This window comes from Kineococcus rhizosphaerae (genome assembly GCF_003002055.1).
Taxonomy (GTDB): Bacteria; Actinomycetota; Actinomycetes; order Actinomycetales; family Kineococcaceae; genus Kineococcus; species Kineococcus rhizosphaerae.
This window is the reverse complement of record NZ_PVZF01000002.1, coordinates 452,649-474,331: the sequence shown is the minus strand read 5'-3', so window position 1 is coordinate 474,331 and position 21,683 is coordinate 452,649. Positions and strand designations below refer to the sequence as shown.

Annotated in this window: 21 protein-coding genes; 6 read left to right on the top strand and 15 right to left on the bottom strand. The window is 73.3% G+C overall.

Features of this window, described 5'->3' with window-relative positions; translation table 11 throughout:
- Nucleotides 1-39 precede the first annotated feature (39 nt).
- From CLV37_RS06440 to CLV37_RS06415, 6 genes are all read right to left on the bottom strand, one after another.
- Entirely contained in the window at nucleotides 40-441 is a 402-nt protein-coding gene (locus tag CLV37_RS06440; RefSeq protein ID WP_106208264.1) for a cytochrome c oxidase subunit 4, read from the bottom strand.
- Nucleotides 442-446: 5 nt separating this feature from the next.
- Nucleotides 447-2,213, bottom strand: a complete 1,767-nt coding sequence (gene ctaD, locus CLV37_RS06435; protein ID WP_211298436.1) for an aa3-type cytochrome oxidase subunit I — start codon at nucleotides 2,211-2,213, stop codon at nucleotides 447-449.
- A complete protein-coding gene (gene ctaC, locus CLV37_RS06430) occupies nucleotides 2,213-3,151 on the bottom strand; it encodes an aa3-type cytochrome oxidase subunit II (RefSeq protein ID WP_245885278.1) in 939 nt (312 codons plus the stop codon). Before ctaC ends, ctaD begins: the two co-directional genes overlap by 1 nt.
- Nucleotides 3,152-3,243: 92 nt before the next feature.
- Nucleotides 3,244-4,005 carry a leucyl/phenylalanyl-tRNA--protein transferase gene (gene aat, locus CLV37_RS06425; RefSeq protein WP_245885277.1) on the bottom strand — a complete coding sequence of 254 codons (762 nt, stop codon included), beginning with the start codon at nucleotides 4,003-4,005 and terminating at the stop codon, nucleotides 3,244-3,246.
- A 58-nt stretch (nucleotides 4,006-4,063) separates the two neighbouring features.
- Nucleotides 4,064-4,417 carry a HesB/IscA family protein gene (locus CLV37_RS06420; RefSeq protein WP_106208260.1) on the bottom strand — a complete coding sequence of 118 codons (354 nt, stop codon included), beginning with the start codon at nucleotides 4,415-4,417 and terminating at the stop codon, nucleotides 4,064-4,066.
- 76 nt (nucleotides 4,418-4,493) lie between these two features.
- Nucleotides 4,494-5,873 (bottom strand): dipeptidase, encoded by a 1,380-nt coding sequence (locus tag CLV37_RS06415; RefSeq protein ID WP_245885276.1) that lies wholly within the window; start codon nucleotides 5,871-5,873, stop codon nucleotides 4,494-4,496.
- Between the two features lie 105 nt (nucleotides 5,874-5,978).
- Here CLV37_RS06415 and CLV37_RS06410 point away from each other — a divergent pair, with 105 nt between their 5' ends.
- From CLV37_RS06410 to CLV37_RS06400, 3 genes are read left to right on the top strand one after another with little or no spacing between them, the layout of a single operon-like run.
- Entirely contained in the window at nucleotides 5,979-6,572 is a 594-nt protein-coding gene (locus CLV37_RS06410; RefSeq protein ID WP_106208256.1) for a DUF3043 domain-containing protein, read from the top strand.
- 8 nt (nucleotides 6,573-6,580) lie between these two features.
- A complete protein-coding gene (locus CLV37_RS06405; protein ID WP_106208254.1) occupies nucleotides 6,581-7,477 on the top strand; it encodes a COX15/CtaA family protein in 897 nt (298 codons plus the stop codon).
- 25 nt (nucleotides 7,478-7,502) lie between these two features.
- Entirely contained in the window at nucleotides 7,503-8,513 is a 1,011-nt protein-coding gene (locus CLV37_RS06400; protein WP_106208252.1) for an aldo/keto reductase family protein, read from the top strand.
- Nucleotides 8,514-8,633: 120 nt separating this feature from the next.
- Here the strand turns inward: CLV37_RS06400 and CLV37_RS06395 are convergent, their stop codons facing one another.
- The 8 genes from CLV37_RS06395 to CLV37_RS06360 form a co-directional block, all read right to left on the bottom strand.
- Entirely contained in the window at nucleotides 8,634-8,843 is a 210-nt protein-coding gene (locus CLV37_RS06395) for a hypothetical protein (RefSeq protein ID WP_106208250.1), read from the bottom strand.
- A gap of 13 nt (nucleotides 8,844-8,856) precedes the next feature.
- Nucleotides 8,857-10,323: an MFS transporter gene (locus CLV37_RS06390; RefSeq protein WP_106208608.1), complete on the bottom strand. Its 1,467-nt coding sequence runs from the start codon at nucleotides 10,321-10,323 to the stop codon at nucleotides 8,857-8,859.
- 134 nt (nucleotides 10,324-10,457) lie between these two features.
- Nucleotides 10,458-11,531, bottom strand: a complete 1,074-nt coding sequence (locus CLV37_RS06385; RefSeq protein WP_106208248.1) for a quinone-dependent dihydroorotate dehydrogenase — start codon at nucleotides 11,529-11,531, stop codon at nucleotides 10,458-10,460.
- Between the two features lie 38 nt (nucleotides 11,532-11,569).
- Nucleotides 11,570-12,871 (bottom strand): MFS transporter, encoded by a 1,302-nt coding sequence (locus CLV37_RS06380; RefSeq protein ID WP_106208246.1) that lies wholly within the window; start codon nucleotides 12,869-12,871, stop codon nucleotides 11,570-11,572.
- Nucleotides 12,872-13,037: 166 nt separating this feature from the next.
- Nucleotides 13,038-14,066 (bottom strand): Gfo/Idh/MocA family protein, encoded by a 1,029-nt coding sequence (locus CLV37_RS06375; RefSeq protein WP_106208243.1) that lies wholly within the window; start codon nucleotides 14,064-14,066, stop codon nucleotides 13,038-13,040.
- 48 nt (nucleotides 14,067-14,114) lie between these two features.
- Nucleotides 14,115-14,471: a DUF779 domain-containing protein gene (locus CLV37_RS06370; protein ID WP_106208241.1), complete on the bottom strand. Its 357-nt coding sequence runs from the start codon at nucleotides 14,469-14,471 to the stop codon at nucleotides 14,115-14,117.
- A 1-nt stretch (nucleotide 14,472) separates the two neighbouring features.
- The gene (gene adh / locus CLV37_RS06365; protein WP_106208238.1) at nucleotides 14,473-15,996 is read right to left on the bottom strand and encodes an aldehyde dehydrogenase; all 1,524 of its coding nucleotides are present in this window, start codon (nucleotides 15,994-15,996) and stop codon (nucleotides 14,473-14,475) included.
- 122 nt (nucleotides 15,997-16,118) lie between these two features.
- Entirely contained in the window at nucleotides 16,119-17,372 is a 1,254-nt protein-coding gene (locus CLV37_RS06360) for a GAF domain-containing protein (RefSeq protein ID WP_106208235.1), read from the bottom strand.
- A 161-nt stretch (nucleotides 17,373-17,533) separates the two neighbouring features.
- Here CLV37_RS06360 and CLV37_RS06355 point away from each other — a divergent pair, with 161 nt between their 5' ends.
- Entirely contained in the window at nucleotides 17,534-18,700 is a 1,167-nt protein-coding gene (locus CLV37_RS06355; protein WP_106208233.1) for a nicotinate-nucleotide--dimethylbenzimidazole phosphoribosyltransferase, read from the top strand.
- Here CLV37_RS06355 and CLV37_RS06350 read toward each other — a convergent pair.
- Nucleotides 18,646-19,296 (bottom strand): GNAT family N-acetyltransferase, encoded by a 651-nt coding sequence (locus CLV37_RS06350; RefSeq protein ID WP_211298433.1) that lies wholly within the window; start codon nucleotides 19,294-19,296, stop codon nucleotides 18,646-18,648. The two genes, CLV37_RS06355 and CLV37_RS06350, sit on opposite strands and share 55 nt — an antisense overlap.
- 22 nt (nucleotides 19,297-19,318) lie before the next feature.
- On the opposite strand from CLV37_RS06350, the gene CLV37_RS06345 reads away from it, so the two are divergent.
- On the top strand, nucleotides 19,319-20,818 hold the full coding sequence (locus CLV37_RS06345; protein ID WP_106208230.1) for a leucyl aminopeptidase: 1,500 nt from the start codon (nucleotides 19,319-19,321) through the stop codon (nucleotides 20,816-20,818).
- 305 nt (nucleotides 20,819-21,123) lie between these two features.
- Nucleotides 21,124-21,600, top strand: a complete 477-nt coding sequence (locus CLV37_RS06340; RefSeq protein ID WP_106208228.1) for a hypothetical protein — start codon at nucleotides 21,124-21,126, stop codon at nucleotides 21,598-21,600.
- Nucleotides 21,601-21,683: the final 83 nt, after the last annotated feature.

Below are 21,683 nucleotides of genomic sequence, written 5' to 3'. Positions count from 1 at the left end.
CCGCACCGGATCCGGTGCGGGGCCCTGCTCGTGCGGGACTCAGTGGGCGTGCTCGCCCTTGTAGTACTCGAACACCCAGCCGACGATGAGCGGCAGGGAGATGGCGACGCCGATCAGCCACAGCCACCAGCCGACGGCCACGCCGAGGAAGACGATCGCGCCGCCGGAGGCCAGGTACAGCGGCCACCAGGAGTGCGGGGAGAAGAAGCCCTGCTCCCCCGCGCCCTCGGAGATGTCGGCCCGGGGGTTGTCCTCGGGGCGCTCGTCGATGCGGCGGGCGGTGATGGTCAGGTAGGTCCCGACCAGCAGCGCCAGACCGCCGGTGAGCAGCAGGGCGATGAAGCCCACCCACTCGTCCCAGCGGGTCAGCATCCCGTAGACGAAGGCGACGGGGATGAAGAACAGGATCCCGCCGGAGAACAGCCAGGTTTCAGGCTTCATCGGTGTCAGTGCCCCTCGTGAACGTCTTCACGGCCGCGGCGGTCCGAACCGCCGTAGACCGCATCCAGCAGGTTCCCGCCACCGTCGTGGTTGTCGTGCGCCGCGACCTCGGGGTGGTGCAGGTCGAAGGCGGGACGCTCCGAGCGGATTCGCGGCAGGGAGTTGAAGTTGTGCCGCGGCGGCGGGCAGGAGGTCGCCCACTCCAGGGAGGCGCCGTAGCCCCACGGGTCGTCCACGGTGACCTTCTCGCCGAAGCGGGCGGTCCGGTAGACGTTCCACAGGAAGGGCAGGAAGGACAGCCCCAGGACGAAGGACCCGATCGTGGAGATCTGGTTCATCGTGGTGAAACCCTCGCCGGCGAGGTAGTCCGCGTAACGACGCGGCATGCCGGCGGCGCCCAGCCAGTGCTGGATGAGGAACGTGGAGTGGAAGCCCACGAACAGCAGCCAGAAGTGCAGCTTGCCCCAGCCCTCGTGCAGCATCTTGCCGGTGAGCTTGGGCCACCAGAAGTAGAAGCCGGCGAACATCGCGAACACGACGGTGCCGAAGACGACGTAGTGGAAGTGCGCGACGACGAAGTAGGAGTCCGACAGCTGGAAGTCCAGCGGCGGCGCGGACAGGATCACACCGGTGAGCCCGCCGAAGAGGAAGGTCACGAGGAACCCGACGCTCCACAGCATGGGCGTGTCGAAGGTCAGCGACCCGCGCCACATCGTGCCGATCCAGTTGAAGAACTTCACGCCCGTCGGCACCGCGATGAGCATGGTCATGAACGAGAAGAACGGCAGCAGGACCTTGCCGGTCACGTACATGTGGTGCGCCCACACCGTCACCGACAGGCCGGCGATGGAGATGGTCGCGAAGACGAGGCCCTTGTAGCCGAAGACCGGCTTGCGGCTGAAGACCGGGAAGATCTCGGTCACGATGCCGAAGAACGGCAGGGCGATGATGTAGACCTCGGGGTGGCCGAAGAACCAGAAGAGGTGCTGCCACAGGATCGGCCCGCCGTTGGCGGCCTCGAAGACGTGGGCCCCGAGGATGCGGTCCGCGGCCAGCGCCAGCAGCGCGGCGGCCAGCACCGGGAAGGCCATGAGGATCAGCACGCTGGTGATCAGGGTGTTCCAGGTGAAGATCGGCATCCGGAACATCGTCATGCCGGGAGCGCGCATGCAGATGATCGTCGTGATGAAGTTGACCGCACCCAGGATCGTGCCGAACCCGGAGAACGCCAGCCCCAGCACCCACAGGTTCCCGCCCAGGCCGGGCGAGTGGACGACGTCGCTCAGCGGGGCGTAGGCGAACCACCCGAAGCTGGCCGCACCACCCGGGGTCAGGAAGCCGGAGGCGGCGATGAGGCCGCCGAAGAGGAACAGCCAGTACGCGAACATGTTCAGCCGCGGGAAGGCGACGTCCGGCGCACCGATCTGCAGCGGCATGATCGCGTTCGCGAACGCGGAGAACAGCGGGGTGGCGAACAGCAGCAGCATGATCGTGCCGTGCATCGTGAACGCCTGGTTGTACTCGTTCTTGGTGTTGAACACCTGCATGCCGGGCTCGAAGAGCTCGGCGCGGATGAGCAGCGCCATGATCCCGGCGAGCAGGAACCAGATGAACGAGGTGATGAAGTACAGGTTGCCGATGACCTTGTGGTCGGTCGAGGACATCCAGTTGGCGATCACACGACCGCGCGAGCGCGGGACGACCGCTCCCAGCGGCTGGCGGGAGGTGACGCGCGCGGCGACACCCGCCACGTCGAAGCTCTCAGCGGCCATCAGTTCTCCTCCTCGTTCGACCGGACCGAGTCGGCCTGGACGCCGGCGAGCTCCTCGTCACCGGCGAGGGTCGTCGGCAGGGACCCGGTCTGGCCGGCGGCCTGCAGGTCGGCCAGGTGCTGCTGGTACTCGGCGGCCGAGACGACCTTGACGGTGAAGAGCATCTCGGAGTGGTACTCGCCGCAGAGCTCGGCGCACTTGCCCTTGAAGGTGCCCTCCTTGGTGGGGGTCACCTGGAACTTGTTCGGGCTGCCCGGGATCATGTCCATCTTCATGAGGAACGCGGGGATCCAGAAGGAGTGGATGACGTCGCGGGAGTACAGGTCGAACTGGACGGTCTCGTCCACCGGCAGGTAGAGCTCGGGGAGCTTGTCCTCGACGCCCGTGTCCCCGCTCAGGTCGGCCTGGCGGCCGGTGTCGTAGACGCCCGGCTGCGCCGAGGCGCCGTTGCCCTCGAGGTAGTTGAAGTCCCAGGACCACTTCTTGCCCACGACCTGGACCGTCACGTCCGGGGTCTTGGAGGTGTCCAGGATGGCCTGCTGGTCCCGGGCCACGTAGTAGAAGAGGACCCCGACCATCATGACCGGGACGATCGTGTAGAGGATCTCGATCGGCATGTTGTAGCGGACCTGCGCCGGCAGCGCGGGGTCGTTCTTGCGCCGGCGGTACGCCACGACGCACCAGATCGTCAGCCCCCAGACGAGGACGCCGACGACGAGCGCGGCGATCCACGAACCGTCCCAGAGCTTGGAGATGCGCTCGGTCATGTTCGTGGCCCCGACGCTGTCGTCGGGGAGGAAGAAGTTGCCCGCCGAGGCGTTCGGCCAGTCGGCCGCGCAGCCACTCAGCAGAAGAGTCGCGCCCCCGGCAAGGGCGCCGGCGACCAGCGCCTTGGGGGGACGGCGACGTCGCGTCGCGCCCGAGTCTCGCGTGCCCAACGTCGGCCTTCCCACGGTGCGTGCAGTGAACGGGGACGAAACGTGCCCGTGACGCGTTGGTCCTGGGCAGAGTCGGTCCCTCGCCAGAGAGACTACCCCCCGTCGTAGTCGTTCGGCCGTTCGGGGCGCGCCGGACCCGCAGCCTCCAGCAGCGGGGGCACGGGCCGGGCCAGGGCCGTGCTCAGCAGGACCCGGTAGGCGGGCCGGGGGACCTCCTCGATCCCCAGCGTGGCGAGGTGGTCGGTGCGCCACTGCACGTCGACCAGCCGCCCGCGGACGCCGTCGGCGGTGAGCAGGTCGGCCAGGGCCACGACGGCCGCCTTGGAGGCGTCCGTGACGCGGTGGAACTTCGACTCGGCCGCGAACAGGCCGCCCAGGCTCAGGCCGTAGAGGCCGCCCGCGAGCTCACCGCCGCACCAGACCTCCACCGAGTGCGCCCAGCCCAGCCGGTGCAGCCGGCCGTAGGCCGCCGCGACCTCGGTGGTGATCCAGGCGCCCGAGCGGGACGGGTCGGCGCAGCCGGCGACCACCTCGTCGAAGGCCGTGTCCACGCGGACCTCGAAGCGGCGCAGCGAGCGGCGCAGCGAGCGCGACACGTGCACCCGCTCGGGCCGCAGGACGCCGCGCGGGTCCGGCGACCACCAGCCGAGCGGACCCCGTCCCCCGCCCCCCAGGCCCATGGGGAAGAAGCCGTGCCGGTAGGCCTCCAGCAGGGTCGCCGGACGCAGGTCGCCACCGGAGGCCACGAGGTCCTCGCCCTCGACGGCGGTCAGGTCGTCGAAGCCGAAGCCGGCCGGACCGACGTCGAAGCGGGGGCGGCCGGCGGGGGTGCGCGGGAAGGGTGCGCCCCACACGCGATCGGCCCCCGTCCCCGGAGTCCGGGGGGCGGGGGCCGATCGGTGGAGCGGACCGTCAGCTGAAGGAGTCACCGCAGGCGCAGCTGCTCCCGGCGTTCGGGTTGTCGATGGTGAAGCCCTGCTTCTCGATGGTGTCGGCGAAGTCGATCGTCGCGCCGTCGAGGTACGGGGTGCTCATCTTGTCGACGACGACCTCGACCCCGTCGAAGTCGCGCAGCGCGTCCCCGTCGAGGGTGCGCTCGTCGAAGTACAGCTGGTAGATGAGGCCCGAGCAGCCGCCGGGCTGGACCGCGATGCGCAGCCGGAGGTCGTCGCGACCCTCCTGCTCCAGCAGCGTGCGGACCTTGGTCGCGGCCACGTCGGTGAGCAGGACCCCGTGGGTGGGGGTCGTGTCGGTGGTGGTGGTCATGAGCATCGTCTCCGGGAGCGCGCGCGGTTCTGTCGTGGACGACAACCGCGTCGGGACGCGGTGTGTTCCCCCGAGGTTACGACTCGCGGGAGAGCCCGTCGAGCAGGAGCACCTCGCCGAGGCAGGCCCGGGCGAAGTCGGCCAGGTGCAGGGACTCGTCGGCGCCGTGCGCGCGCGAGTCGGGGTCCTCGACGCCGGTCACGAGGATCGCGGCGCGCGGGTAGACGGCGGACAGGTCGGCGATGAACGGGATCGAGCCGCCCATGCCCATCTCGACCGTCTCGGCCCCGAAGGCCTCGGTGAGCGCGGCCCGGGCCACCTCGTAGGCCCGGGTGGAGGTGTCGGCCGAGAACGCCTGGCCCTCGTCGCCGTCGTCGACCCGCACGCGGGCGCCGAAGGGGGCGTTGGCCAGCAGGTGCCGGCGCAGGGCGGTCATGGCGGCGGCGGGGTCCTGGCCGGGGGCCAGGCGCATGCTGATCTTGGCCCGGGCCGAGGGGATCAGCGTGTTGCTCACCAGGTCCACCGGGGTCGCGTCCAGCCCGGTGACGGCGATGGCCGGCTTGGTCCACAACCGGTCGGCGATCGTGCCCGTCCCCGCGAGCCGGACCTCCGGCAGGACGCCCGCGTCGGCGCGGAACGTCGCCTCGTCGAGGTCGACGAGCGGAGCGTGCCCGCGGACGAGGCCGTCGACCGCGACGTCGCCGTTCTCGTCGTGCAGCGTGGCGAGCAGCCGGGCCAGGCTCGTGAGGGCGTCGAGGACCGGCCCGCCGTTGACCCCGGAGTGCACGGCGTGCGACAGGACGTCCACCGTCACGTCGCAGTCGACGAGCCCGCGCAGGGTCGTGGTCAGCGCCGGCACGCCCACGCGCCAGTTGCCGGAGTCGGCCACGACGATGACGTCGGCGGCCAGCGCCTCGCGGTGCTCGGTGAGGAAGGCGGCGAAGGTGGGCGAGCCGATCTCCTCCTCCCCCTCGACGAAGACCGTCACGCCGACGCCCTCGTCGGGCCCCCAGGTGGGCAGCAGGGTGCGCAGCGCGTGGACGTGGGCCATGACGCCGGCCTTGTCGTCGGCGGCCCCGCGCCCGAAGAGGCGGCCGTCGCGCTCGGTGGGCTCGAAGGGCGGGCTCGACCAGTCCCCGTCCCGGCCCGGGGGCTGCACGTCGTGGTGGGCGTAGAGCAGGACGGTCGGCGCCCCGGCGGGGGCGGGCCGGCGGGCGATGACCGCCGGGTGCGACTCCAGGTCGCCCGCGCGGGCCGTCACGACGTCCACCCGCGGCATCCCCGCGCCGCGCAGCAGGTCGGCGACGGCCGCGGCGCTGGCGTGGACGTGCCCGGCGTCGAAGGCGCGCGCCGAGACGCTGGGGATCCGCACCAGCGCCTCGAGGTCGGCGCGGGTGGTGGCGTCCTGGGCGGCGGAGGCCGCCCGCAGGCTGGAGATCCGGGTGTCGTCGCTCACGTCGGCGACGCTACACAAGCGCTGCGGGCGCGGGCGCTCCGGCGGCACGGCGGCCCCGGTCCGGGACGCGGTCGGGCCCGCGACCGGTGACGTACCCTTCATCTCGTGTTCGGACGCTCGAAGGAGAAGTCGGCCCCCGCCGCGCAGGAGTCGCCGGCGGTCGAGCTGACGAAGGTCGGCGGCAAGGGGCGGCCCACGCCCAGGCGCAGCGACGCCCAGGCGCGCAACGCCCGGCCGCTGGTCCCGGCCGACCGCAAGGCCGCGCAGAAGCTGAGCCGCGAGGCCCAGCGCGAGGAGCGCGCCAAGATGCAGGCCGCCCTGATGACCGGCGACGAGCGCTACCTGCCGGTGCGCGACCGGGGTCCGCAGAAGCGCTTCGTGCGCGACGTCGTCGACGCCCGCCGCAACGTGGGCGAGTACTTCCTCATCATCGCCGGCATCTCGCTGGTCCTGTCGATGGTCGCCTCGCCGCTGGGCTCGCGCTCGCTCGTGCTCGCCACGACGCTGCTCATCTACGGGATGCTCGCCGTCGTCGTGGTGGACAGCGTCCTGCTCGGGCGCCGCGTCCGGCGCACCGTCGCCGCCCGCTTCCCCGACCCCGAACGGGGTCTGGTGTCGTACGGCATCACCCGCGCCCTGCAGATCCGCCGCATGCGCCGCCCCGTGCCGATGGTCGAGCGCGGCGCCCACCCGAGCTGAGCCGACCCGTGACGCACTCGCGCGCCGTCCGCTGGACGACGACGGCGGCCCTGGCCGTCAGCATCCTCATCATCGTCACCGGCGGCGTCGTCCGCGTGACCGGCTCGGGGCTGGGCTGCCCCGACTGGCCGCGGTGCACGGACGACTCCTTCACGTCGGCGACGGCCACCACGGGCATCCACGGAGCCATCGAGTTCGGCAACCGGATGCTGACGACGGTCATCTGCGTCGCGGTCGGCGCGGTGATCATCGCCTGCCTGCTGCAGCGGCCGCGCCACCGCGCCCTGCTGTGGTCGGCGTGGGGCCAGTTCGCCGGGGTCGTGCTGAACGCCGTCGTCGGCGGGATCACCGTCTGGACCGGGCTGAACCCCTACGTCGTCGCGGCGCACTTCCTCGCCGCGATCGCCCTGTTGATCTCCACCACGGTCAGCTACGACATCGCGCACCGGGCGGTGGTGCCCGCCCCGGCCGAGCGCACCCGCCGGCTGGCGCGCGCCCTGGTCGCGGTCACCGCCGTGGTGGTGGTCGTGGGCACGGTCGTCACCGGCTCGGGCCCGCACCCGGGCGACAGCGCCGAGGTGCACCGCATCCCGGTCAGCTGGACGGTGGTCACCGTCGTGCACGGGATCGCCGCGGTGGGTGCGCTGCTGCTGGCCGCGGTCGTCGTGGTCAGCGCGAAGCGGTCCGGCGACGACCTGGTCGGCCGGCGCGCGAAGATCCTGCTCGTGCTGTTCGTGGCGCAGGCCGCCCTCGGCGTCTACCAGAGCCTCGACGGGCTCCCGGGCCTGGCGGTCGTGCTGCACCTGGGCGGGGCCGCGGTGACGGCGGCCGGGGCCACCCGGGTGCTGCTGGCGGCCCGCACCTCCACCGTCGACCGCACGAGCGAGGCGGCTCTCGCCGTCTGAGGCAGCGCACGTTAGGTTCGCGACCATGGAGTTCCGACACCTCGGTCGCAGCGGTCTGAAGATCTCCGAGATCACCTACGGCAACTGGCTCACCCACGGTTCTCAGGTCGAGAACGAGGCAGCCGTCGCGTGCGTGCACGCGGCTCTGGACGCAGGGATCTCGACGTTCGACACCGCTGACGTCTACGCCAACACCGCCGCAGAGACGGTCCTGGGCACCGCGTTGAAGGGTCAGCGCCGCGAGAGCCTGGAGATCCTCACCAAGGTCTACTTCCCGACGGGCCCCAAGGGCCACAACGACTCGGGCCTGTCGCGCAAGCACGTCCTTGAGTCGATCGACGGTTCGCTGCGCCGGCTGGGCACCGACCACGTCGACGTCTACCAGGCCCACCGCTGGGACGTCTCGACGCCGGTCGAGGAGACGATGCAGGCCTTCGCCGACGTCGTCCGCGCGGGCAAGGCGCTGTACATCGGGGTCAGCGAGTGGACGGCCGACCAGCTGCGCCAGGGGCACGAGCTGGCCGACGAGCTGGGGTTCCAGCTCATCTCCAACCAGCCGCAGTACTCGGCGCTGTACCGCGTCATCGAGGAGCAGGTGGTCCCGACCTCGCGCGAGCTCGGCATCTCGCAGGTTGTCTTCTCCCCCGTCGCCCAGGGCGTCCTGACCGGCAAGTACACCCCCGGCGGCGCGCCGCCGGAGGGCAGCCGCGCCACGGACGAGAAGGGCGGCAAGCAGATGATCAGCCGCTGGATGCGCGACGACGTGCTGTCGCGGGTCCAGGAGCTGAAGTCGGTCGCCAGCGAGCTGCAGCTGTCGATGGCCCAGCTGGCCGTCGCGTGGGTGCTGCAGAACGACAACGTCGCCAGCGCGATCATCGGCGCGTCGCGCCCGGAGCAGGTGCACGAGAACGTCAAGGCGTCCGGGGTGAAGATCCCGCAGGAGCTGCTGGAGCGGATCGACGCGGTGCTCGGCGACGTCGTCGAGCGCGACCCGGCCCGCACCGCGGCCACCTCCCCCACCGAACGCCCCAGCTGACCGGCGCACGACGATCGGCGCGTCGGGGCCCGGCGGGACCCGACGCGCCGACGGAGTCGCTGCGCGTCGGGTCCCGCCGGGCCCCGACCAGGGCGCCGTGAGGAGTGCGCCGCGAAGGCTTCAGTCGGCGGGGCGCAGGGACAGCGGGCCGTAGACCTTCGCGCCGTCGGCCCACAGGTGCGCGTTCTCCACGCCGCGCTGGCGCAGGCCGCGCCACGCCTCCCCGATCCAGGTCTCGGCGTCGGACTGCGTCGGGAACACCGCCTCGTCACCGTCGACGGGGCGACCGTCGGCGTCCTCGTACTTCCACGTCCACTCGGTCGGCCTCATCCGGCGACGCTACTCACTCGACCCCGGCCCGTTCCACCCGGTGCTTCGCCACCGAGGCGTCGTGCGCACCGTGCTGGTGCCCGACCCGGCGCCGCAGGTCGACGACGGCCAGGACGAGCGCGAGCAGGACCAGACCGAGCGAGACCCGCAGGCCGTGCGAGAGGGCCTTCCCGAACACCTCCTGCACCGCGGCGGGGACGTCCCCGGACCCGGCGGCGCGCGCCTTCCCGCCGAGCCCGGCCCCGACGACGGTCGAGAAGAAGATCGCCGTCGTCGCCGCGACCCCGACGGCGGACCCGACGCGCTGCCCGGTCTGCAGGACACCGCCGGCGACCCCGGCGACGCGGGGCGGGACGTCGGCCAGCGCGAGCGTCTGGTTCGGGGAGATGACCAGCCCGCTGCCGGCTCCGGCGACGGCCAGGCACGCCGAGAGGGCCACGGCCCCACCGGTGCCCTGCACCGAGGCGGCGACGAGGTCGGCCGCGGCCAGCCCGGCGGCGACCACGACGAGCCCCACGACGACGACACCGCGTCCCCGGCGGGCGACCTGCCGTCCCCCGATCTGGGCGAACAGCCCCGACAGGACGGCGAACGGGGTCTGCACGAGACCGGCCTGCCAGGGCGCGAACCCCAGTCCGGACTGCAGGTAGAGGGTGACGACGAGGAAGATGCCGGTGAACCCGGCGAAGTAGGCGATGCCCACCAGGGCCCCCACGCTGAACGAGGGGGTCCGCACGAGCTCGCCGTCGACGACGGGTTCGCGGCCCTGGCGCCCCTGGCGCCGTTCCCACAGCACGAACGCCACCAGCAGCAGCGCGCCGGGGACGAGGAAGAACCAGCGGGCGGGCGAGTCGCCCTGCCCGGTGGTCAGCACGAACGGCAGCATCCCGAACACCGTCGCGGCGGCCAGCAGGACCAGGCCCACGACGTCGAGGTGCACGCGGCCCGCCGGCCGGTCCTTCGCCGCGCGCGGCAGCCAGCGCCACGCCAGGGGCAGCAGGACCAGACCGATGGGCACGTTGACGAGGAACACACCGCGCCAGCCGTTCTCCTCGCCGAACACCGCGAGGATCGCCCCGCCGAGCAGGGGGCCGACGGCCGTCGACAACCCGATGGTCGTGCCGAAGGCGCCGAACGCGCGGCCCCGTTCGGCACCGGTGAACAGCTGCTGGATGACGGCCAGGACCTGGGGGTTCACGAGCCCGGCGGTGATGCCCTGGGCCAGGCGCACGAGGGCCAGCGCGGTGGCGGACTGCACGAGCCCGGCCCCGGCGCTGGTCAGGACGAACCCGGCGAGGCCGATGACGAACATCAGCCGGCGCGAGTACAGGTCGCCGATGCGCCCGGCCGGGACGAGGACGAGACCGAAGGCCAGGGCGTAGCCGGCGACGATCCACTGCACCTCGCTGGAGCCGGCGCCCAGGGACCCTTCGATGGAGGGCAGGGCGACGTTGACGATCGAGACGTCCAGGAGGGTCATGAACCCCACGGCGAGGCAGACGGCGAGGGCACGCCAGCGGTTCGGGTCTTGCTGGTCGGACACGGGTCTCCCTATCGAGTTCGGCGGGGCAACTGACCTTCACCCGGCCGGGCACCGCGCACAACTCGAAGGGGCTACTTGTCGGTCTCCCGCCGGCTGCGGCTGGCGGCGAGCTCGGTCAGGACGCGCCGGGCCCAGCCCGGCCCCTCGTAGACGAACGCCGTGTAGGCCTGCACGAGCGAGGCGCCGGCCTCGAGCCGTTCGGCGACGTCGGCGGCGGTCTCGATGCCGCCGACCCCGACGAGCACGAGGGACCCGTGGGTGCGGACCGCGAGGCGGCGCAGGACCTGCAGGGACCGTTCCTTCAGGGGCGCCCCGGACAGCCCGCCGCCGCCGGCGGCCTCGACGACCGCCGCGGGGGTGCGCAGACCCTCCCGGCCGATGGTGGTGTTGGTCGCCACGATGCCGTCGAGCCCGAGTTCGAGGGCGAGGTCGGCGACCGCGTCGACGTCGTCGTCGGACAGGTCGGGGGCGATCTTCACCAGGAGCGGGACGTGCCGGTGGGCGGCGGTGTCGGCGGCCTCGCGGACGGCGGTGAGCACGGGGCGCAGCTTCTCGACGGCCTGCAGGTCGCGCAGGCCCGGGGTGTTCGGGGAGGAGACGTTGACGACGAGGTAGTCGGCGTAGGGGGCCAGCAACCGCGCGGAGGTCGCGTAGTCGTCCGCGGCGTCGGCCTCCGCGACGACCTTGCTCTTGCCGATGTTGACGCCGACGACGACCGGGTGGGCGGGCGGCACGGCGCGGAACTGCCGCAACCGCTTGGCGACGACCTCGGCGCCGTCGTTGTTGAACCCCATCCGGTTCACGACGGCGCGGTCGGCCACGAGCCGGTGCAGGCGGGGCTTGGGGTTGCCGGGCTGGGGGCGGGCGGTGACGGTGCCGACCTCGACGCAGGAGAACCCGAAGTTGCCCAGGCTCGTCAGGCCGGTGGCGTTCTTGTCGAAACCCGCCGCCAGGCCCAGGGGGGAGGCGAAGTCGAGGCCGAACACGCGGGTGCGCAGGCGTTCGTCGGTGTCGACGAACACCTTGCGCAGGACCTGCGGGGCGACGGGGACCCGACTGGACAGGCGCATCCCGAGGAAGGCCCAGTGGTGGGCGGCCTCGGGGTCGACGCGGGTCAGGACGTGCCGGTAGAGGGTCTTGTACACACGTCCACCACCGGTCACGCCCTGCACCCTAACCGGGCTCAGCCGATGGACGACGTCCGGGTCTCGCGCAGCAGGGCCAGCGCGATCAGGCTCACGACGGCGGTCCCGGCCAGGTAGTACCCGACCCAGCTGACGTCGTGCGCCGCCGCGAGCTTGACGGCGGTGTAGGGCGCGAGCGAGGCCCCCAGGATCGACCCGGAGTTGAAGGCCAGCGAGGCGCCCGTGTAGCGGACGTTCGTCGGGAACAGCTCGGGCAGGTAGGCGCCGATGGGCCCGAACACCAGGCCCATGAAGAACAACCCGGCGCACAGCCAGAGCATGACGAGCGCGGTGCTGCCGGAACCGAGCAGCGGCCCGGTGAGCAGCCCGACGACAGCCCCGCCGACCATCGCGGTGGCCAGCACGGGCCGGCGCCCGACGCGGTCGGACAGCCAGCCCGACAGCGGCGTCGCGGCGGCCATGAACAGGACGGCGACGCACAGCATGAGCAGGAACTGCTGGCGCGGGTAGGCCAGCGCCTTGGTGCCGTAGCTGAGCGACCAGGTCGTCGTCAGGTAGAAGAGCGTGTACGTCAGCATGACGGAGAACGCGCCCAGCACGACGATCTTGCCGCTGGTGCGGAACGTCTCGGCGACCGGGACGCGGACCTGCTTCTTCTCGGCGAGGGCCTTGGCGAAGATCGGCGTCTCGGCCAGGCTGAGCCGGATCCACAGCCCGAGGACGACCAGGACCGCGCTGAGCAGGAACGGGATCCGCCAGCCCCAGGACAGGAAGGCGTCGTCGCTCATGGTCGTCGACAGCACGATGAACAGGGTGTTGGCGATGACGAACCCGATCGGCGCGCCCAGCTGGGGGAACATGCCGTACAGGGCCCGCCGGTGGGCGGGGGCGTTCTCGGTGGCCAGCAGCGCCGCACCGCCCCACTCCCCGCCGAGGCCGAAACCCTGCCCGAAGCGCAGCACGCACAGCAGGACGGGCGCGAGGTTGCCGGCGGAGGCGTGGGTGGGCAGGACGCCGATGAGGACGGTGGAGATCCCCATGACGAGCAGGGCCGCCACGAGGGTCGTCTTGCGGCCGATGCGGTCGCCGAAGTGCCCGAAGAACACCGAGCCGACGGGGCGGGCGACGAACGCGATGGCGAAGGTCGCGAGCGAGGCGAGGGTGGCGGCCGTGGCGTTGCCCGAGGGGAAGAACAGCGTCGGGAACACGAGCACGGCGGCGGTCGCGTAGACGTAGAAGTCGTAGAACTCGATGGTGGTGCCGATGAGGCTGGCGGCCGCGACCCTGCTGGCAGGGTTCGTCGGCGCCGGCGCCTGGGTCGGCGAGGTGGTGGGGCCCATTGCTTCGGATGACCTTCGGGGACGGCGGTGGTGGATCCGCCCCAGGGGTCGGCCTGGCCGGGCGGGCGACACCCGGTGGCGCGCACCGGGGTCACCGTCGTCGCTCCGGGTGTGACGCAGATCCTACGCCCCACCTGTGAGACATCCAACGAGCGAGACGTCCGTCTCACTCAGTGAGACGAACCGTAGCCCCGCTCTCCGCCGAGGCCAGGGCCGCGTCGACCACGGTGCAGGTGGCGACGGCGTCCCACGGGTCCACCGGCACCGGACCCTCACCGCGCACGGCGGCCGCGAAGGCGGTGTAGAAGTCGGGCCAGCGGCCCTGCTCCGACGGGACGCGGTGCACCCCACCCCCACCGACCGCGAGGGTGCCCCACCGGCTCGGCGGTTCGGCCCCCCAGGCCGCACCCTCCGACGTCGGCGTCCGCCCGGCGAGCAGCGTCTCCTCCTGGACGTCCATCGGGGAGTCCAGGACGAACGTGCCCCGCGTGCCGCTCACCCGGAACCGCGGCGCCGGGACGGGCTGCTTCCACGACCCGGACAGCTCGCTGCGCACGCCGCCGACGTGCTCGAGCTGGACCCGCAGGTCGTGCTCGGCCCCGGCCCCGCCGCGCGTCTGGGCGGCCACGGTCCGCACGGGCCCGAACAGGTGCAGCACCTGGTCGACGAGGTGCGCGCCGAAGTCGCGCAGCAGACCCCCGCCGGCCGCGGGCGGGTCCCCGGGGGCCCACCGCTCGAACGCCGACTCGAAGCGCACCACGTCCCCGAGCTCGCCGTCGGCCAGCAGGCGCCGCACCGTCAGCAGGTCCGAGTCCCAGCGCCGGTTCTGGTACGGCGAGAGCAGGACCCCCGCGGCCTCGGCCCGGCGCACGGTGTCCCGGGCCGTCGCGGCGTCGGCCGCGAAGGGCTTGTCGCACACCACGGCGACCCCCAGCCCGATCGCCTCCTCGGTCAGGGCGGTGTGGGTCGCCAGCGGCGTCGAGATCGCCACGGCCTGCGCGCCGCCGGCCACGGCCTCAGCCAGGGACGCCACCACGGTGACGCCCTCGTGCTCGGCCCGGGCCTGCGCGGCGCGTTCGGGGTTCGTCGTGACGACGAACCCGAGCCGGGCGCCCACTGCCCCCTCGATGACCGGTGCGTGGAAGAAGCGGGCTCCCCCGCCGTAGCCGACGAGGGCGAAGGTGGTGTCAGTCACCCGCGCACCGTAGCGACCCCGCGCAGGTGACCCCGGCGGACCCGCCGCTCACGCACGGCAGACCTCCGAGCGCACGATGAACCGGACTCCGTCGGGCGCCTCCAGCGAGAACCCCGCCCCCCGGCCGGGCACGAGGTCGATGGTGAGCTCGGTGTGCGCCCACAGGCGGTACTGCTCCTTGGACATCCACACCCCCACCGTGAACCCCTCGGCCCCCTCCCGGGTCGGGACGTCGAGGTTCCCCAGGAACTCGTCGGCCTCGGAGACGATGAAGTCCCCGTCCGGGAAGCACATCGGGGAACTGCCGTCGCAGCACCCCCCGGACTGGTGGAACATCAGGTCCCCGTGCCGGGCCCGGAGGCTGCGGAGCTCCTCCGCGGCCTCCGGGGTCAGACCGACGGGCACCTCAGAAGAACCCGAGCTTGGACGTGGCGTAGCTGACGAGGAGGTTCTTCGTCTGCTGGTAGTGGTCGAGCATCATCCGGTGGTTCTCCCGGCCGATGCCCGAGCTCTTGTACCCGCCGAACGCCGCGTGCGCCGGGTAGGCGTGGTAGTTGTTCGTCCAGACCCGGCCCGCCTGGATCCCGCGGCCCATCCGGTACGCGAGGTGGATGTCGCGCGACCACACCCCGGCCCCGAGGCCGTACAGCGTGTCGTTGGCGATCTTCAGGGCGTCGTCGGGGTCGTCGAAGCGGGCGACGGAGACGACGGGACCGAAGATCTCCTCCTGGAAGATGCGCATCGAGTTGTCCCCCTCGAACACCGTCGGCGTGACGTAGTACCCGCCCGACAGCTCACCGCCGAGGTCGGCGCGCTCACCACCGGTGAGCAGCTTGGCGCCCTCCTTCTGGCCGATGTCGATGTAGGACAAGATCTTCTCGAGCTGGTCGTTGCTGGCCTGCGCCCCGATCATCGTCTCGGTGTCCAGCGGGTTGCCCTGCTTCACGGCCTCGGTGCGCTGCAAGGCGTCCGCGAGGAACGTGTCGTAGATCCCGGTCTGGATGAGCGCGCGCGAGGGGCAGGTGCAGACCTCGCCCTGGTTGAGGGCGAACATCGTGAAACCCTCGAGCGCCTTGTCGTAGAACTCGTCGTGGGCCCGGGCGACGTCGTCGAAGAAGATGTTCGGGCTCTTGCCGCCGAGCTCGAGCGTGACGGGGATGAGGTTCTGGCTGGCGTACTGCATGATCAGCCGGCCCGTGGTGGTCTCCCCCGTGAACGCGATCTTGCGGATGCGCGGGTTGCTGGCCAGCGGTTTGCCTGCTTCGGCCCCGAACCCGTTGACGACGTTGACGACCCCCGGCGGCAGCAGGTCGCCGATGAGGTCCATCAGCAGCACGATCGAGGCCGGCGTCTGCTCGGCGGGTTTGAGGACGACGGCGTTGCCGGCCGCGAGCGCCGGGGCCAGCTTCCAGATCGCCATGAGCAGCGGGAAGTTCCACGGGATGATCTGCCCGACGACGCCGAGCGGTTCGTGGAAGTGGTAGGCGACGGTGTCGTCGTCGATCTGGGAGATCCCGCCCTCCTGGGCGCGGACGACGCCGGCGAAGTAGCGCAGGTGGTCGACGACCAGGGGCAGGTCGGCCGCCAGGCACTCGCGGACGGGTTTGCCGTTGTCCCACGTCTCGGCGACCGCGAGCTTCTCGAGGTTGGCCTCGACGCGGTCGGCGATGCGGTTGAGCACGAGCGCCCGGTCGGCCACGGAGGTGCGGCCCCAGGCGGGGGCGGCGGCGTGCGCGGCGTCGAGGGCGCGCTCGATGTCGGCGGCGGTGCCGCGGGCGACCTCGGTGAACGTCTGGCCGTTGACGGGGCTGGGGTTCTCGAAGTACTGCCCCTCGGCGGGGGCGACCCACTCGCCGCCGATGTAGTGGTCGTAGCGGCTCTTGTACTCGACCAGGCTGCCGGGGCGTCCTGGTGCCTCGTAGACCGTCATGGGGGACCTCCACGGTGAGGAACCGGCGACTGCTCCGTCGCCGTGGCCCCAGGGTGCGCGCCGGTGCGTTGCACCTGCGTTGCACCCGCCTCGAACCCCCCGACCGACCGGCGGTCCCGCCCTCAGCCCCGCAGCCGTTGCCAGCGGGCGACGGCCTCGGCGCGGCCGGGGTCGCCGGGGGCCAGGCGGGCCAGGAGGTCGCGGGCGACGACGACGTCGTCGCGCGCGGCGGGCGTGCGTGAGAACTCCAGCAGGGCCTGGTCGTCGTCGCCCTCCAGGACGCAGGCGCGCAGCTCCAGCAGCAGCTCCTCGCGCAGCTCCCGGACCCCGGGGGCGTCGGAACCGGGCAGCACGGCGCCCGTGACGGCGCGCACGGCCTCGCGCACGCGCCCGTCCCGGACGGCGTCGCGCAGCTCCAGGACGTCGCAGCGCAGGGTGCCCAGGAGGCGGTAGGGCGCCGCGGACAGGTCGAGCGCCCCGTGGGTGCGCTCGGCCAGCACCGCGCGCAGCCGGTGCACCTCGGCGCGCACGGAGACGGGCGCCAGGTGGCGGTCGTCGAGGTCGGCCGCGAGCTGGGCGGCGGACTGCCCCCCTTCGGGTCCCTTGCTCAGCAGCAGGAGGATCTCGCTGTGCCGCAACGACAGCGGACGCGCGACCCCGCTGACCTCGAGGGCCGGGGCCGGGCCCAGGACGGTCAGCCTCGGGGTGGTCGGTCCCGGCGCGGCCGGGGCGAGCCGGCGGCGCAGGGCCACCACGCGCAGCTCGGCCTCCACGGCGCCCACGGCGGCGCGGACGAACTCCAGCGCGCGTTCGCGCCCGAGGTCGTCACCCCCGGTCAGGTCCAGGACGCCGAGGACCTCGCCGGTGAGCGGGTCGCGCACGGGGGCCGCCGAGCAGCTCCAGCCGGCGACGGCGGTGGCGTAGTGCTCGGCCGAGCGCACCCGCACCGGACGCCCGAGCGCCAGGGCGGTGCCGGGGGCGTTGGTCCCGACGACGTCCTCGCTCCAGCGGGCGCCCTCGGTGAAGGCCATCCGCTCGGCGGCCCGGCGCAGGTCCGCGTCGCCCTCGACCCACAGCAGGGTGCCGTCGGCGTCGCTGACGGCCATGAGGACGGGGACGCCGAGGGGTTCGGCCAGCAGCAGTCGCCGGGCGGTGGGCAGCACCGCGGCCAGCGGGTGGGCCTCGCGGCGGGTGCGCACGTCGCCGGGGTCGGCCAGGACGGGGGGCAGCACCCGGTCGGGGTCCAGCCCGGTCGTGCGGGCGCGCCACCACGAGGAGGAGACCAGCTCGCGCGCTCCCGGCAGCGGGGTGCCGACGGCCCCCCCGGCCGTGGAGGCCAGCCAGTCCTCCCGGGCGCGCGTCAGCTCCCCAGCCACCTGCAGACCTCCCCGCCGGGCCCCTGCGTGGGACCCGGGTGGCGCCACGGTAGGCGGGCCCGCAGGACGTCCACAAGTGCGCGCCACCCGCCCGCACGACGTCCGGGAGCGCCCACGGGTGGGAGCATGCGGGGACGACACCGACCTCCCGAGGAGTCCCGATGACCGACGGCCCGCGGCCGTTGAACCTGCGCGAGATCGCCGAAGGGCTGTACTCGCCGCACACCTCCGCGGCCCGACCGCGCCGCCTGGCCCCGTTGCTGGCCCCCTCGCGGGCCGACGAGCTGGCGCGCTGGCTGGCCGGCACCCAGGACCGCGACGTCGCGGCCCCGCTGGAACGGGTGCGGCTCGTCGTGTTCGCCGGCGACCACGGGATCGCGGCCCGCGGCATCTCGCGGCTGGAGCCGGGCTGGACGGCGCGGGCCGTGCGGGACCTGAGCGCCGGCCGCGGCCCGTACGCGGCGCTCGCCGCGCAGGTCGGGGTCCCGGTGCAGGTGCACGCCCTGGGCGTCGACTGGGGGGCCGAGGGTCCGGTGGACGTCCCGGCCGCCGTCGTGACCGACGCGGTGCGGCCCTCGGGCGACATCGCGGTCGAGGACGCCCTGACCGAGGAGGAGGTCGACCGGGCCGTGCGCGCCGGGGCGGCCGTGGCCGACGCGGCGGTCGACGCGGGCGTGGACCTGCTGCTGCTGGGTGACCTCGGGGCGGGCGCGACCACCGTGGCCGCCACGCTGGTCGCGGCCTGCCTGCGCAAGGGGGCCGTGGACGTGGTGGGCCGCGGCAGCGGGATCGACGACGACGCGTGGATGCGCAAGACCGCCGCGATCCGCGACGCCGTCCGCCGGGCCCGCAAGCTCGCGACGCGCCCGACGGCGGTGCTGGGCGCGGTCGGCAGCGCGGACGTCGCCGCCGCGGTGGGTTTCCTGCTGCGCGCCGCCGCCCGCCGCACGCCGGTGCTGCTGGACGGCGTGGTGGGGGTGGCCGCGGCCCTGCTCGCCTCGCGCGGCGTGCCGGGGGTGGAGAAGTGGTGGCAGGTCGCGGCCGCGAGCGCCGAGCCGGCGCAGGCGCTGGCCGCGGACCGGATGAAGATGACGCCGGTGCTGGACCTCGGCGCCGGCCGCGGGGGCGGCACGGGGGCGCTGACGGCGCTGGGCGTCCTGCGCGCGGCGCAGGCGCTGGCCGCGGCGGACGAGGCCGACCTCCCGCCCCTGCCGGAGCCGGAGCCCGAACCGGAGCCCGAACCGGAGCCGGAGCCGGCCTCGGAGCCGAGTGCTCAGGGGGCGTCCGAGGGAGACCCGGTCGAGGACAGCTCCCGCCCGAACGTGTGAGCCGCGGCGGTCCGGGACAGTTCGACGAACCCGTTGCGGCGGTAGAACTCCACCGCACCGGGGTTGCGGGCCGAGACGCCCAGGTGCACCCCCGGTGAACCCGCCGCCGCCAGCTGCGCGCAGACCCGCTCGATGAGCCGGCGGCCGATCCCGCGGCCCTGCACCCGGGGCAGCAGGTCGATGTGCAGGTGCGAGGGGTGGGTGGACCACACGGGTTCGGGCGCCACGCCGGTGTGGACGATCCTCAGGAGCCACTCGTCGAACCGGCCCGCGAACTCCTCGGCGGCCGGCAGCTGGCGGCGCAGACCCGGCCACCAGTGCTCTTCCCGCCAGCGCTCGAAGGCGGCGGTGTCGAGGCAGCCGAGGACGTACCCGGCGGGTCCGCCCTCGTCCACGACGACGGACCCGAAGGCGGCCTCGTGGTGGGCGTACGGCGCGGCGTAGACGTCGCCGAGCAGGTCGGGGAACGCGGTGAGCGCACTGGCGTCACCCCCGGAGTCCCCGGTGACCCGGCAGATCTCCCGCAGCGCGGGGACGTCCTGCGCGCTGACCCCGCGGACCACGGTTCCGGTGTCGCTGCTCCTGCTGGCCTCCACGGGGTCACGTTAAGGTGCCCGGGTGCCGCGTCTCCTCCTCAGCAGCAAGTCCGTCAAGAGCGTGTCCGTGGACGCCCTGGTGCTGGGGCTGACCCCCGCCCCGGCCGGCCGGTCCACCGCTCCGGTCCTGCTGGGGGGTGAGGACCTGCCCCGGGCGACGCGCAGCGCGCTCGTCGAGGCGGCCGTCTCCCTCGGCGCGACGGGTGCCGCCGGTCAGGTGCACCTGGTCCCGGGCATCGCCGGCCTGGGCACCTCGTTCGTGGCGCTGGCGGGGGTCGGGTCCGACCCCGACCACGAGACGCTGCGCCGCGGCGCCGGGGCGGCGGTGCGCGCGCTGAGCGGTCAGCGGCGGGTGGCCCTGGGGTTCCCCGTGCCGGACGCCTCCACGGCGGCCGCGCTGGCCGAGGGCGCCGCGCTCGGCGCCTACGCCTTCACCCGCTACCGGGCCGCGACGCGCGAGCCCGTCGCCGAGGTGACGCTGCTCGTCGACAAGCCGCGGGACAAGGCGCTGCGCGCGGCGGTCGAGCGCGCCGGCGTCGTCGCGGCGGCCGTCGCCTCGGCCCGCGACCTCGTGAACACCGCACCGGCGGACCTGGCCCCGGCCGACCTGGCCGCCGCGGCCGTGCGCGCCGCGGCGGAGACCACGCTCACCGTGCGGGTCCTGGACGAGGACGCGCTGGCCGCGGGCGGCTACGGCGGGATCCTCGGCGTCGGGCAGGGGTCCTCCCGCCCCCCGCGCCTCGTCGTGGTCGAGCACGCCCCGGCGCGGGCCAAGGGCCACCTCGCCTTCGTCGGCAAGGGCATCACGTTCGACTCCGGCGGTCTGTCGATCAAGCCCGCGGCGGGCATGGAGACCATGAAGAGCGACATGTCCGGCGCCGCCGCCGTCCTCGCGGCCGTGCGCGCCGTGGCCGAGCTGGGTCTGCCGGTGAAGGTGACGGGCTGGCTCGCCGTCGCCGAGAACATGCCCTCGGGCACCGCGATCCGCCCCTCCGACGTCCTGACGATGTTCGGGGGGACGACGGTGGAGGTGCTCAACACAGACGCCGAGGGGCGGCTGGTGCTGGGCGACGCCCTGGTGGCCGCCTCGGCCGAGCAGCCCGACGCCGTCGTCGACGTCGCGACGCTGACGGGGGCGCAGGTCGTGGCCCTCGGCAACCGCGTCTCGGGGGTCATGGGCAACGACGACGACTTCCGCGCCGCGGTGCTGGCGGCGGCCGAGCGCGCCGGGGAGTCGTTCTGGCCCATGCCGTTGCCCGACGAGCTGCGCGCGACCCTGGACTCGCCCGTCGCGGACCTGGCGAACATCGGGGACCGGGCCGGCGGCATGCTCGTGGCGGCCGTCTTCCTGCGCGAGTTCGTCGGGTCGGGCCCCTCCGGTGCCCCGATCCCGTGGGCGCACCTCGACATCGCCGGTCCCGCCTTCGTCACCGGGGAGCCGTGGGGCTACACGCACCGCGGGGGCACGGGTGTGGCGGTCCGGACGCTGGTGGCGCTCGCCGAGGACCACGCCGCGCGCTGACCGCACGGGTGGCCCTCGGACGGAGGGCCACCTCACCGGTCCACTCGCGTCTCCCTTTCCCGATGATCTTCCGGTAACGTTCTCGGAACGGGACCCGTTGCCTCACAGGTCGTTCATTCCTGGCTTTTCCGATCAATCGTCGATCGATCCGCCGTTCGGGTGATCGTCCTCGTTCTGGACTCGTACACCCTGAGCAACCATGTATATGCTCACCGTGACGACCTTGTTCGGGGGCGTCACTTCCGACCGGTTCGGTTCCAGAAAAGGCTCCCGGTGTGCACCGGGGCACTCGTCACGGAGGCAACATGTCCACGCGTTCGAACACCGTCTCGCGCATCGCCCGTCGTGCCGCCCTGTCCCTCACCGCGGCCGCCGTGATCGCCGGCGGTGGCCTGGGCGCGGCCTCCGCGGCGTCGGCGTCCGCCACGGTCAGCGGGAACGCGCCGGCCCTCGTCCTCACCTCGTCCACGGCGAGCAGCGCCGCCACGACCGCGCGCAAGGAGTCCACGGTCGCGCGCAAGGAATCGACCGTCGCGCGCAAGGAATCGACCGTCGCGCGCAAGGAGTCCACGGTCGCCCGCAAGGAATCGACGGTCCTGCGCAAGGAATCGACGGTCCTGCGCAAGGAATCCACCGTGCAGCGCAAGGAGTCCACGATCGCCCGCAAGGAGTCCACCGTCCTGCGCAAGGAGTCCACGATCGCCCGCAAGGAATCGACCGTCGCGCGCAAGGAGTCCACGGTCGCACGCAAGGAGTCCGGCACCGCCGAGAAGGAGCGCTGACCGGCTCCCCCCTCCCCCGTCAGCACCCCGCACCGCGAACGCCCCCCGACGCGACGGCACCTCTCCCCACCCGGGAGAGGTGC